At 35.1% G+C, this 13,913-nt stretch carries 9 protein-coding genes; 3 read left to right on the top strand and 6 right to left on the bottom strand.

Going from position 1 to position 13,913, the window contains the following annotated elements; all coding sequences use genetic code 11:
* Positions 1-121: 121 nt before the first annotated feature.
* The 6 genes from GIY83_RS00625 to GIY83_RS00600 form a co-directional block, all read right to left on the bottom strand.
* Positions 122-1,084, bottom strand: a complete 963-nt coding sequence (locus GIY83_RS00625; protein WP_194617660.1) for a T9SS type A sorting domain-containing protein — start codon at positions 1,082-1,084, stop codon at positions 122-124.
* A 203-nt stretch (positions 1,085-1,287) separates the two neighbouring features.
* The gene (locus GIY83_RS00620) at positions 1,288-2,541 is read right to left on the bottom strand and encodes a fasciclin domain-containing protein (RefSeq protein WP_208684077.1); all 1,254 of its coding nucleotides are present in this window, start codon (positions 2,539-2,541) and stop codon (positions 1,288-1,290) included.
* Positions 2,542-2,617: 76 nt separating this feature from the next.
* A complete protein-coding gene (locus tag GIY83_RS00615; RefSeq protein ID WP_208684075.1) occupies positions 2,618-3,682 on the bottom strand; it encodes an IPT/TIG domain-containing protein in 1,065 nt (354 codons plus the stop codon).
* A gap of 19 nt (positions 3,683-3,701) precedes the next feature.
* Positions 3,702-5,264 carry a RagB/SusD family nutrient uptake outer membrane protein gene (locus GIY83_RS00610; protein WP_194617657.1) on the bottom strand — a complete coding sequence of 521 codons (1,563 nt, stop codon included), beginning with the start codon at positions 5,262-5,264 and terminating at the stop codon, positions 3,702-3,704.
* 12 nt (positions 5,265-5,276) lie between these two features.
* Positions 5,277-8,444 carry a TonB-dependent receptor gene (locus GIY83_RS00605; protein WP_208684073.1) on the bottom strand — a complete coding sequence of 1,056 codons (3,168 nt, stop codon included), beginning with the start codon at positions 8,442-8,444 and terminating at the stop codon, positions 5,277-5,279.
* A gap of 313 nt (positions 8,445-8,757) precedes the next feature.
* Complete coding sequence (locus GIY83_RS00600; protein ID WP_194617655.1) at positions 8,758-9,636, bottom strand: AraC family transcriptional regulator; 879 nt, start codon at positions 9,634-9,636, stop codon at positions 8,758-8,760.
* A gap of 307 nt (positions 9,637-9,943) precedes the next feature.
* On the opposite strand from GIY83_RS00600, the gene GIY83_RS00595 reads away from it, so the two are divergent.
* The 3 genes from GIY83_RS00595 to GIY83_RS00585 all read left to right on the top strand — a co-directional run bounded on the left by GIY83_RS00595 (position 9,944) and on the right by GIY83_RS00585 (position 13,907).
* On the top strand, positions 9,944-11,074 hold the full coding sequence (locus tag GIY83_RS00595; RefSeq protein WP_208684072.1) for a glycoside hydrolase family 26 protein: 1,131 nt from the start codon (positions 9,944-9,946) through the stop codon (positions 11,072-11,074).
* Positions 11,075-11,296: 222 nt separating this feature from the next.
* Positions 11,297-12,688 (top strand): MFS transporter, encoded by a 1,392-nt coding sequence (locus tag GIY83_RS00590; RefSeq protein WP_194617653.1) that lies wholly within the window; start codon positions 11,297-11,299, stop codon positions 12,686-12,688.
* A gap of 28 nt (positions 12,689-12,716) precedes the next feature.
* On the top strand, positions 12,717-13,907 hold the full coding sequence (locus GIY83_RS00585) for a glycosidase (RefSeq protein ID WP_208684070.1): 1,191 nt from the start codon (positions 12,717-12,719) through the stop codon (positions 13,905-13,907).
* Positions 13,908-13,913 lie beyond the last annotated feature (6 nt).

Genomic DNA, 13,913 nt, shown 5'->3' with positions numbered 1-13,913 from the left:
ATTTTATTCTTTTATACTGATGAAGAACATTTAAACTTCATACATTCATAATTAACGGCATAAAAAACTCCAAATCGATAATCTCGAAATGGAGTTGTTTTTTTTTTAAGAACAACTTTTTTTAATTCACAACTAAATTTTTACTTTTTACAGTTCCATTCGGATACGTTACCTGCACAATATAAATTCCTGCAGTCAAAGATGGTCCTATAGCCGTTCTGAGCGGAATATAGGTACTTGGACCAAGTAATGAAAATGTAAGCTTTAAAGCACCTGAACTATTAAAAATTTTACAAGTTGCCGGAGCTTGCGAAGAAACAGCAGTTGCAACGATAGTGATATAACCATCACTATACGGATTTGGCGATACCGTAAATTCATAATTTGGCCCAGGATTAGGCGTGTTGTTTAAACAACCGGTTAAATTTAACGAAACCGAATTACCATATGTTGTCGATGACACACTATTCGACTGACATCCTGATAATGATGTTGTGCTTGTTACATCATACAAAAAATAAGATTGTCCGTTTAATGGTAATTTTAATTCAAATACATTTTTCGAGGTTTGTGTTACTATAATACTAGGATCCGGTACTCTTGGTGCGATTGAAAAATTTGTGTTTGGGCTTGGATTTGGATCTGTTGTTACTGTTAATGATATAATATGATATTGACTGGTACAGTAATCATTTGTTTTTGTTACAAGATAATTGGGCTGTACAGGCACTTCGGGCGCAACAAATGTAATTTGTCTTACCGCTACAACCGTACCTCCGCTTTTAAATTCTACTTTGAGGATTTCTCCTCCCGCAATAAATCCCGGGTATTTATACAAAACTTTAAAAAGCGTCAAAGGCGATGGATTTCCTGAAAATGTCACAAGTGGATCCGTACAAGACCACACTACTTCATCATAAGGCACGCTTGGAGCTACTACTGAATAAGAAGGATTTGAGGCCACACAATAAGGATTTAAGCCTGTAATTTCCTGAGCATTTGATCTATAGCCCATTAAAATTAAACTAAAACTTAATAAACAAAGTTTTAGTTTGGTTGAAAATTGAAAGTCATTTTTTTTCATAAATTCTTTTTTTTTGGTTTGTTAATATGAAATAAATTTAACCCGAAAAACAGATGAAAAAAGATACTATTTTCTCAAATAGCAGTACTAAAAAATCACATAACAAACTGATTATCAATAAATAAATTGGTTTTTATAAAAAATATTCCCTAATTAAATGAATTAGGGAATACTTTAAACAAAACTCAAAATAAAAACTCCTTTTATAAGAAACCTATGTCATCAAAATATACAATTCCAGGTTCACCTGAATATTCCTGTATGTTTAATGAATTTATCGTTTCACCAATCTGATCTGCTTTAAGATCTGAAAATGGAATTGAAAGATTATTCCATTCCCCCGCTTTTACTTCAACAGAAAAACCTGTAGCCCAAGGCAAGTCAGATTTGATAGAAAAGAAAAGTCTTGTAGTTTTTATAGGGAATACAGAAATCTTCAAATAGCCGTAATCTGCAACATTAATAGAATTAAATCCTATAGACATACCTGTCCAACCCTCATTATTTGTCCTTTTAATAGAATAAGTACCACGATTTACCCTTTCTGTATTTTGAAAATCCTGAGTACCTCCCCAACCACCGTTCCAAACTGGTGAAGCTACACCTGAAAAATTATCACCATACAATAAGTATCTAACACCCAGCGTAGCAATATTTGAAACACCATAAACTGTTCGTACTGTTACAAGCGCATTAGAACCATAATCTGCCGGAACCGTTACTTGTATTTCTGTTTTAGACAATACTTTAAACGTAACCACTTTGTCATCAAACTTAACAGTTTGTACTTGTACAAAATTTAAACCTTTAATAATTATATCTTCTCCAGGAGCGGGAGATGCATTAGACACCCCTTCAATTACCGGAGCAGGAGGATCCAGAGATATCACATTATCTAAAACATTTACAAAACCATTTGTACCATAATAATCTGTTCCGGGAGCAGGTTTATCAGATCCGTTTACTTTTAAAACGCCATTGGTAACATTTACACTTAGTAAATAAAGGTCTGTATCTTCTGCATTGGCCATTGTAGCCAATTCAGCGGTTGTTAGATAATCTGCTTGTATTCCGTCTAAATGTGCTACTCTCTTTTTTACTCCTTTTACAACATGGCTTAAGACCACCTCTCTTAAAACATCAACCGGAACCAAATTAATATCAGGATATCCAAGCGAATTTACATAGCCGCTTTTTACCAGATAAGCATCAAAAGCAGCATCGGTAGGGATGAAAAAAGTGAAATTATCAGCCGTATCAAAAGTAGATTTTAATCCTGCTAAATCTATAGCCTTGGTAAAAGTCGCTAAATTGGTATTAGCAGCGATTATTCCATAAACTGAGTTATAATTTTGCTGTGCACCTCCAACATCTTCAATTGTATCGTCGCAGGAAGAAGCCATGGCAAGCAAAAGTACACCTAATGCAATTTGTTTTAATTTATATAGTATTTTCATAAGTTTTCTTTTTAATATTTTTTTACCTCTTAAGAATCATGTTATAATTTCAAATGATTCTTTCAAAACCTGTTCACTATTTTAATATCAGACCTAAATCGTCAATATAAATAGTGTTCCCCCCTACTTTACCTCCAAATTCCTGAATAGAAATTTTATTCAGTTCTGCAGGATTATTAAAAGCACTAAACGGAATTTCAACATAAGTCCAGTCAGACGAAAAATCATATGATGGTTTAATCGCATCGCTGCCATTTAAGAAAACACCAACTTTACCTGCATTTTGTCCTTTAAGACTTACTCTGATACCTTTATATTTAGAAAGATCAACTTTAGCACTCGCAACTTTAAATTCTAATCCACCCCATTGATTCGCTGTCCATGAAATACATTTCGAACCTTGCTTAGGATCTTTGGCATAGGCATCGTTATAAGGATTTTCAGCATTCCATAAAGCATACCCATCACTTATCGAAGTATAAGCATCGTCGTAAATGGCACTTCCAAAAGATTGTCCGGCCACGGTAGTTCCTGATACATTGGTGATAGACAAGCTTTTGTACTGAATATCATTCGGTACTTGCACAGTAAGCTCTGTTAATGAAGAGGTAATTGGCTCGACTTTAGTGGTTCCAAAATTTACAACCGGACGAAGGAAATAGTCACCTGTAATTGTGATGATATCTCCCGGAGTAGGATTAATAGGAAACCCTGTAATACTAGGAAAAGGAGGTCTTACTTTTACAGAATAAACTAAGGTTCCAATATTAGTAACCAGTTTCATCTCATCCATTTCGTTATAGTAAGGAGTGGCCGCGTCTACATTTACCACAATTACATTATCTGTAACCAAAGTTGGATTAAATATAGTTTCTAGACCATTAAACCAGATTGATTTTAAAGTCGAAAAACCTGAACCTCTGATAATATAGGTATTACCTGCATTAATAACATCTGTTGGCACATCTACCTGCCTGTCTCCTTCGATCAAAGGATCATCTATAACCGATTTGCTAATTCCTGTAATGGCTAATGTACCCGAAGAACCTCCGTCGTCATTAGAACAAGAATTAAGTAAGAAAATTGAAATTGAAGCAAGAAAGTAAAACTTCAATGACATTATTATTTTTATATTTTTCATAATTGTTTTTCTTTAAGGTTTATTTAAAAACGTAAGGAACCGGAGCTTCTTTTAATTTTGGATTTTTCCTAACATCATTAGCTGGCTTAGGAAAAATGAAATCCGTTTCTACCGGAGTATAATGTTTCACTCCTTCATAATCAGAACCTCTGTCTTGTTTCGAAATAATATCGATAGCTTCGGCTCTCGGCAATCTTCCCAAATCGTACCAGAATTCTCCCTCAAAGGCAAACTCTACTCTACGTTCCTGAAACAACGCTTTTTTGGTTAATGGCACATTAACACCTAACTCACCTAATCCTGCTCTTTTTCTGATTTTATTAAAAGATGCTTTCGCAGAAGGATCACTGGTTTCATTAGCTCCTGCTAAAATTGCTTCGGCATGAATTAATAAAAGATCAGCATAACGCATGATATAATTACAGTTGCTCATAGCTCCCCAATTGTCTGCCGGACCAGTTTCTCCCGTTTCCTGACCTACAACATATTTTTTTACTGCTGCTCCTGTTGCATCTAAAACATTTGGATATTTTGTTTTATCTAATGTAAACCCTACTACATCATCTCCTTTTAATGCCGGATAGTTATCCCCGTAAATCATATACGATTCTTTTCTTCTTACATCCCCCACTTCAAAAGCTTCCTGAATATCATTACTAGGAATATATACAGCTCCATAAGATACTCTGTCATTTAAAATATCCAAACCATATTGCACATTAGAAAAGTTTCCTGCCTGATATTCATTGACAGCTCCAGACCATTGCCATGAATAAATAGATTCTTCGTTATTGTTTTTACTCGTCAAAAACAAATCGGCATAATTAGGTAAAAGACCAAATTCTCCTGAATTAATTACTTTCTCTGCCATTAATTTGGCGTTTGGATAGTCTTTTTCATAAAGATAAACTTTAGCCAAAAACGACTCTGCAGTTCCCTGAGAAACAAAAACGTTCTCAGTACTTGATCCTCTTAATCTTACTTTTGATTTAAGGTTTGCAGCAGCATATTTTAAATCATTTTCGATGAACTTATAAACATCTTCAATTCTGTTTGTATTCACCATCGGATTTTTAGCAAGCGCTAAATTGTCTTCGATAATAGGCACGGGCCCAAACAAACGAACCAAATAGAAATAAGAAACTGCTCTAAAAAAGTGCGCTTCGGCAATTGTGTTTTTAATTACAGCAGGACTTACACCCGCTTTTGCATTGTTATTTAAGTTATTAATTAAATCATTTGATTGTGCAATAACACTAAAACAAGATCTCCACGGATCTGATAAAATGAAACTGTCTGAAGTTAGTTTAAACTGAATTACTTCGTTTCCATCAACATTCGACCAGCAGTTTCCTGATGACAATTCTGAAAGCGCGTAAAAACATTTAGTATAAAACGGTGCCCACATTCTTCCGTACATTCCGTAAGTAGTACGCTGAACCTGCTCATCCGAAGTATAAAAGTTATCACTAACATAACCATCCTGAGTAGGTCGGTCTAAGTAATCATCACTACATGAAGCAGACAAAGCCAGTAAAACAAAAACCACTAAGCTTTTAAAATTTATTTTATATATTTTCATAATAGTTTTTTATTAAAATTCAACATTCATTCCAAAAGTAATTGTGCGGTTCGTAGGGTAACGTCCCGAGTCAATTCCGCTCAATAAAGCATTTTGATTATAGTCTCCAATTTCCGGATCATAACCTGTGTATTTTGTGAAAGTGTACAGGTTTTGAACACTTGCATAAAATCTTAATTTGCTTAATTTGGTTTTAGAAAGTACATCTGATGGTAAATTAAAACCGAAAGTTAACTGTGAAATTTTCAAATAAGAACCATCTTCTACATAACGATCTGATATGGCAATATTTGGATGTCCGTCTCCGCCATCAGGTCTTGGATATTTCGCATTTGGATTATCCGGTGTCCAGAAATCAGCCGCTTCTGCCAGTTGATTTTCGTATAAACGCTGATTTTTTGTAGCAGCTCTTCTAGTTAAGTTCATTACTTTGTTCCCCTGAGATCCTGTTAAGAAAATAGAAAGATCAAGATTCTTATATCTAAATTGATTGTTGAAACTATAAATAAAATCGGCCTGTGGATTCCCGATATAAGTTAAATCCTTCTCATCGATCAAACCGTCTTTGTTCTGGTCAACATATTCTACATCTCCTAAAACACTTTTTACCGCTTTGTTTCCTGTATAAGGTATTGGCGCATTTGCCAATTGTTCGTTTGTTCTGATGATTCCAACCGTTTCGTACCCATAAAACTGTCCAATTGGCTGACCAACTTCACTTTTCGTTACTGTTTTAGTTGTATATCCGTTAACCTGAACATCTTTAATTAAATCAAAATTATCCACCAAACTCAACAGTTTGTTGTTGTTTTTAGAAAACATAAGAGTCGCATCCCAGGAAAAGTTTTTAGAAAAACTGTTCGAATATTTAAGAGTCGCCTCAATACCCTGATTTCTCATACTTCCTAAGTTTACTGTTGGTGCTGCCAAACCACCCTGATATTGCTCTAAACCTGTAACATAACTTGGCAAAGGCAATACAAATAAAAATCCTGAAGATTGTTTTCTGTATACATCTACAGTTGCAGATAATTTAGCTTTGAACAAAGTAAAATCAAGACCTAAGTTGGTATCCTCAGCTTTTTGCCAGGTTAAATCCGGATTGGCAATGTTACCTGCTGTAAAGAAATTTCCTAAAGCCGATTTAATGGTTTGGATATTCGAGCTGTACAATCCGCCGCCAATATCTTGTTTTCCTGTTTCACCGTATCCAACTCTAAATTTAATATTGTCGATATAGTCTTTTGTACCCTCCATGAATTTTTCGTTAGAAAGCTTCCATGATCCTGAAATCGAAGGGAAGTAACCCCATCTTTTATCTTCGGCAAAATTCGAGCTGCCGTCAGCTCTTATTGTCCCTTGCAAAAAGTATTTATTATCAAAATTGTAATTCAAAGATCCCAAGAAAGAGTACAAAGCATTTGCTCCTTTATATTCGCTGGCAACCAAAGTTTTTTGATCTCCAAGATTTATCGAATGAACATCATTACTTAATAAACCACTTATAGACTGACTGCCGCCAAACCAATGTGAGTCTGTAGCTTCCTGAAGTCCCATAAGCGTAAAATTATGTTTTCCTGCAGCAAAACTATACGTAAGCATATTTTTAAGATTCAATCCGTACCATGTATTCGATCTTTCCTGAAGTTGGTTTACTTTGTTCACAGCAGCTCCCCAGGCATAAGTTGGTTGAAATCCTTCAAAATTCTGAATGTTGGTTGAACCACCAAAATCAAAACGATAATCCAACCCTTTTGCCAGTTTAGCAATTGCATAAAAATTACCCTGAAAATTCTTTTGTACCAAATAATTGGTATTCATTAGCGTACTTGCAACCGGATTAATCCACGCGCCTTGCGTGCCATTTTTAGGCGGTCCCGCATAAGTACCGTCTAAATTTTTAACCGCTACATCCGGAGTAGATAAAATCGTAGTACCAATAATACCATCGCTGTAACCTTCAATAGTAATATTTTGATTTGTAATACCTGTATTAAGCGTAACTCCAACTGTTAACCAGTCTTTAATTTTTGAATCCAGATTCACCTTAAAAGTATATCTTTTAAAATCAGAACCAATAACAACCCCGTCCTGATTCAGGTAACCTCCAGAAATATAATAACTTGTATTGTCCTTTGCTCCCGAGAAAGACAATTGATGACTGTTCATCAACGCTGTTCTGTATATTTCGTCCTGCCAATTTGTTCCTTTACCTAAAATCGAAGGCACAGCAAACTCATCTCTTGGCGCTACACCATAATATTGAGCCAGTGCATTTTGCTGCGTTGCATATTGGCTTAAATTCATTGTTTTAAGCAATCTTGTTACATTTTGTGTAGAAAAAGCAGTATCGTAGGTTATTCTTCCTGATCCTTTTTTACCTTTTTTAGTCGTAATAATTACAACACCATTTGATGCTCTTGAACCATAAACTGCAGCAGAAGCAGCATCTTTTAAGATATCCATGGTTTCAATATCATTTGGGTTCAAAAACGCCAATGGGCTATTGGTTACACTTCCTGTATTTGTACCAATATAACCACTCACAATTATTCCTCCTGTAGCCTGATTTGTAGCATCTCCCGAAATAGGAATACCATCTACAATATATAACGGTTCATTACTACCACCTAGCGATGCACTACCACGAATCTTAACCGAAACACTTCCTCCCGGTTTACCTGAGTTATTCGTAACTACAACCCCAGCCGCTCTGCCCTGCAATAATTGCTCTACCGTTACTTGCTGAGAATCTTTAAAATCCTTTGCCGTTACTGAGGAAATTGCGCCGGTAACATCTTTTCTTTTCTGGTTACGATATCCAACGTTTACCAATACTTCACGCAAATCCTCAGCGCTAAGCTTTAGAATCACGTTTATTTTACCTCCATTTTTTACATTGATTGTTTGAGTAACATATCCAATAAATGAAACTGAAATACTAGAGTTCGCTGGCGTATCAATAGAATAGTTTCCGTCAAAATCTGTTGAAACTGATTTTTTAGTTCCTGTTACCATGACATTTGCGCCCGGTATAGAAAGTCCCTTATCATCAGAAACTACTCCTGTTACCTTAACCTGAGCTGTAATAAAATTACTGGTCAGTAACAAAAATAAAATCAAAGGAACCGCTCTGTGGTTAGCGTTCCAATGAATGAAGTTAGTCATTAGTTTTTTCATAATAAATGTTTGGTTAGTTTAAATTTGTTATTCTAATTCAAGTCATAAAAAAGGGTTGTATTTATTTCTTAAATTATTTAACAAATCTATAACACAAGGAAACATTAAATCGATAGTATTATATCATTTGATGATAATATTTTTACTATAACGTTTTAAAAAAACACATATGAAAATAAAAAGTATAAAAAAATACATTATTCGCAAATCAACCCCGTTAAACTACTTGATCTTATAAATAAAAATTAACGAATTCGCTTAAAAGCAAACGATTTCGTTAAAAATAATATTTGTTTGTGTCAAAAAAGTATCATTATAAAATACGTTTTAATCCAGAGAAATCTTCTCTATACTGACTGGGCGTACAGTTTTTAATCGCTTTAAAACTACGATTGAAATTGGCGATATTATTAAATCCGGACTTAAAAGCAACCTCAGAAACACTCATATCTTTTTCCACCAGCCAACGTGCCGCATATCCAATACGAATATCATTGATATAATTAACAAAAGTTTTTCCGGTACGTTTTTTAATAAATCGGTTAAAAGAAATTATCGACATGCTCGCAATATTCGCAACATCTTCTAAAGTGATTTTTTCTGCAAAATGTTTCTGTACATATTCATACACCAGCTTCATTTTATCATAATCATCAAACGTATCATAATCTACTGTATAAGTCGACAGTAAACGTTGATTTCTGGAATTTGCCAAATCATACAACAACGAAGTAATTTCTAAAAAATAGTCCATACCATCTAATTTAGAAAGCTTTACCAGCCTTGGAGTCAACTCTTCGGCTACTTTTTTCGAAAATAAAATACCATGAATAGACCTGTTGAACATATCACGAATAGGATTCATAATACGCCTTGACAACAAAGATTCATGAAAAAGATCGTTATGAAACTGAATCGTAATTTCGTGAATTTTTTTGCTCGTACATTTACTTAATTCCCAACCGTGATATAAATTTGGACCAATCAAAACCAATTCGACATTATCAATTTCTTCAATATTATCACCCACGACACGCTTTACTCCTTTGCCGTTTAAAATAAAATTGATCTCAAATTCCGGATGGTAATGCACCGGAAAATCAAAACTATCTTTTACTCTGTCGAAAACTAAAAAACTATCCCCGGCCGAAAGCGGAGCAATTTCTCTGTAAAAATTTTTAGTATTACTCATCTTTAATAAACTATTTTAGGAAGTACTATTGGATTTTTTATTTGCAATAATATGATATATAATTGATAAAATAATATTAATTAGACAATAAACATCCGATTATCTTTGAAAAATAGAATTATGATTTTTACAAAAAGAATATTAATAATAAACATTAATCATTTTTAATACAATATCTTTTTAAAGTTTTGATAATTTTAATCAAAAATTAATACTGATAAATAGATTACAAAAACGAAGGTTTCGCAACACCTTTTTCAACTGTTGCTTTTACACTTTATTACACTGAAAAACAACCACATTCCTAATGAAAAAAAACATACTAGCACTAATAACCGTGATATTTATAGGGACTTCCTGCTCCTCAAAGCAGTTGGTTACTAATACTAATTTGTCACTTTCAGATAAAAAAGCTACACCAGAAACCGTTTCTTTATATAAAAAACTCAATCAATTAACCCAAAAAGGTTATTTATTCGGGCATCAGGACGATCTTGCGTATGGTGTAAACTGGAAATACGAAGACGGTCGCAGTGATATAAAAGATGTAGTGGGCGATTATCCTGCGGTTTACGGTTGGGACATTGCGGGTTTAGAAAGAAATGATGCAAATAATATTGATGGAATTCCTTTTACTAAAATGAAACAGTACATCGAAGAAGCTCATGAAAGAGGCGGCATTTCGACAATAAGCATGCATTTTGACAATCCCGCAACCGGAAAAAGTGCCTGGGACAATACTCCAAATTCGCTAAAAACAATTTTACCTGGTGGAGAAAATCATCAAAAATTCAGCAGCTGGCTTGATAAAGCGGCTGATTTCTTTCTTTCTTTAAAAGATAAAAAGGGAAAAAATATCCCGATACTTTTTAGGCCTTATCATGAACTTACCGGCGGATGGTTTTGGTGGGGAAAAGGAAATGGAACACCTGAAGAATTTAAGACATTATGGAAATTTACTTTCGAATATCTTCAGAAAAAAGGGGTTCATAATTTAATTTATATTTACAATACCAGTAGTTTCAGCTCTCAGGAAGATTTTCTGGACAAATATCCGGGTGATAATTATGCTGACATTATCAGTTTTGATTCTTACCAGAACAATGACGACAAAGACGGCAAAAAGTTTATAGAAGAAGTGCAAAACCAATTGAAAATTATCAATGAAATTGGTATAAAACGAAACAAATTAATTGCCATAGCCGAGGCGGGTTACGAAGCCATTCCAGACCCAAAATGGTGGACAGGAACTTTATCTAAAGCAATTGGAGACTATAAAATTTCTTATGTTTTATTATGGAGAAACCACGGCTGGCAGGAAAAAGAGCAAAAAATGCATTACTATGCGCCATATACAGGCCAAGTAAGCGCGAAAGATTTTGTTAATTTTTATAATTTGGACAAAACCTTATTCGAAAAAGACATTAAAAAAAATTGAGAATTAAAAATCTGTTTAAATCTATCTAAATCTGCGAGATCCGCGTACCTAAAAATTCGACACATAAAAACATCGATTTAAAGATATGTCATTCAAAATAAAATCTGTTTTTTATCCGCGTTTTACGAAGTAAATCCGTTTTATCCGCGTCAAAAAAATTCAACAAATAGAAACATTAAAATAATTAACCAAATCTAAATTACAACTTTTAAAAAAAGCCTGATGCACAACAAAATTAGTTTAAAAGAAAAAGTAGGTTACGGTCTTGGAGATGCAGCATCATCCATGTTCTGGAAAATTTTCAGCATGTACCTTCTCTTTTTCTACACCGATGTTTTCGGACTGGCGCCTGCCGTTGTAGGAACCATGTTTTTGATTACCAGAATCTGGGATTCTTGTTTTGACCCAATTGTGGGAATCATTGCCGATCGAACAAAAAGCAAATGGGGAAAATTCAGACCTTACTTATTATGGGTTGCCGTGCCTTTTGCCGTAATTGGTGTACTAACTTTTTACACACCTGATTTTGACGAAAAAGGAAAAATAATTTATGCTTACGTGACGTATTCAGCCATGATGATGATTTATTCCTTAATCAATGTGCCGTATGCATCGCTTTTGGGCGTAATGTCATCTGATAGGAAAGAAAGAAATACTTTATCCTCTTACAGAATGGTTTTTGCCTTTGGAGGAAGTCTTCTGGCACTGTGGCTAATTGAACCTTTGGTAAATTACTTCGGCGGAAGCCTAAACTCTAAATCAGGCTGGCTAACAACAATTGCTGTTTTTGGAGTAATTACAACTGCTTTTTTCTGGGCGTGTTTTTTCTTCACCAAAGAAAGAGTAAAACCCATTTCTGACGAAGAAAACAATCTAAAAGAAGATTTAAAAGATTTACTAAAAAACAGACCGTGGTGGATATTACTCGGGGCCGGAATTGGTGCATTGGTTTTCAACTCCATTCGTGACGGAGCTGCCGTTTATTATTTTAAATATTACGTAAGCAGCAGCGTGAATTTCGACTTCTCTCTTTTTGGAACCGATTTTCACATGACGCCAACTTCAATCTATTTGGTTTTAGGGCAAGCTGCCAATATCATCGGCGTAATTATAGCAACGCCAATTGCCAATAAAATTGGTAAAAAGAAAACCTTTTTTGGTGCCATGGCCGTAGCCGCAATCCTGAGTTTGATTTTCTATTTATTCGGAAAAGAAGATGTGTTCTTAATTATGAGTTTCCAGGTTTTAATCAGCATCTGTGCCGGTTGCATCTTTCCGCTAATCTGGTCGATGTACGCTGACAGTGCCGATTATTCTGAGTGGAAACAAGGACGCAGAGCAACAGGATTGGTTTTCTCTGCTTCATCTATGTCACAAAAATTTGGATGGACCATTGGCGGCGCCGGAGCCGGATGGCTTTTAGGCTATTACGGTTTTCAGGCCAATGTAGAGCAAACTGCCACAGCCCAAAACGGAATTCAGTTAATGTTAAGCATACTCCCTGCCATCGCGGCCATAATATCAGTTGCTTTTATAGCATTTTATCCATTATCTGAAAATAAACTTCAGGTAATCGAACAAGATTTAAACGAAAAACGAGACCAAAGCAATTAAAAAAATACAGATACAGAAATCTATTTATATGACAGCAATAGCCACTTCAACTACATTTCAGGATAGAAAAGTAGCATTAGAAAAAGAACATAAAATACTGATCGAGCAAAAAAATGCTCCTCAGGATCATGCCGGAAACGGTATATACGAACGCTACAAAAACCCGGTTGTTACAGCAGCCCACGTACCATTGAACTGGCGTTTTGACCTTAACGAAAAAACCAATCCGTTTTTACAGGAACGCATAGGAATGAATGCCGCTTTTAATGCAGGCGCCATGAAATGGAACGGAAAATATTTGCTTGCCGTTCGTGTAGAAGGAATAGACAGAAAATCTTTTTTCGCTATAGCGGAAAGTCCAAACGGAGTGGATAATTTTAAGTTTTGGGAAAAACCATGCGTGATTCCGCAAACAGAAGAACCAGATACAAACGTGTATGATATGCGCTTGATTAACCATGAAGACGGTTGGGTGTACGGTATTTTTTGTACCGAAAGAAAAGATCCAAAAGCACCAAAAGGCGACACAAGTTCGGCTGTAGCCAATGCAGGAATCGTACGTTCGAAAGATTTGGTAAACTGGGAAAGATTACCTGATTTTATTTCGAATACAGGCCAACAGCGCAATGTGGTTTTACATCCCGAATTCGTAAACGGAAAATATGCTTTATACACACGTCCACAAGATGGCTTTATCGATGTTGGAGCCGGTGGCGGAATTGGTCTGGGATATGTGGATGATATGACAAATCCTGTTGTAAAAGAGGAGAAAATCATCTTTGGGAAACAATATCATACAATTTATGAATTGAAAAATGGACTTGGTCCCGCTCCTATCAAAACCGAAAAAGGCTGGTTGCATCTCGCACACGGAGTTCGTAATACCGCTGCAGGTTTACGTTACACCCTTTATATGTTCATGACCGATTTGAATGATATTACCAAAGTAACACACGTTCCTGCCGGTCATTTTATGGGACCAGAAGGAATCGAAAGAGTTGGCGATGTATCGAATGTTTTATTCTCAAACGGATGGATTGAAGATAATGACGGAACTGTTTATGTATATTATGCTTCATCAGATACCAGAATGCATGTTGCCGTTTCGTCTGTAGAAAAACTGATTGATTATGTTATGAATGCGCCCGCAGATACTTTTATTTCTGCAGGTTCGGTGAAAACCATCATCAATCAAATCGAGAAAAACAATACAATTTAATTTACT

This window comes from Flavobacterium sp. SLB02, assembly GCF_009664855.1.
In the GTDB taxonomy this organism is placed as follows: Bacteria; Bacteroidota; Bacteroidia; order Flavobacteriales; family Flavobacteriaceae; genus Flavobacterium.
The sequence above is the reverse complement of the archived record's forward strand: the minus strand, read 5'-3'. Positions and strand labels throughout refer to the sequence as shown.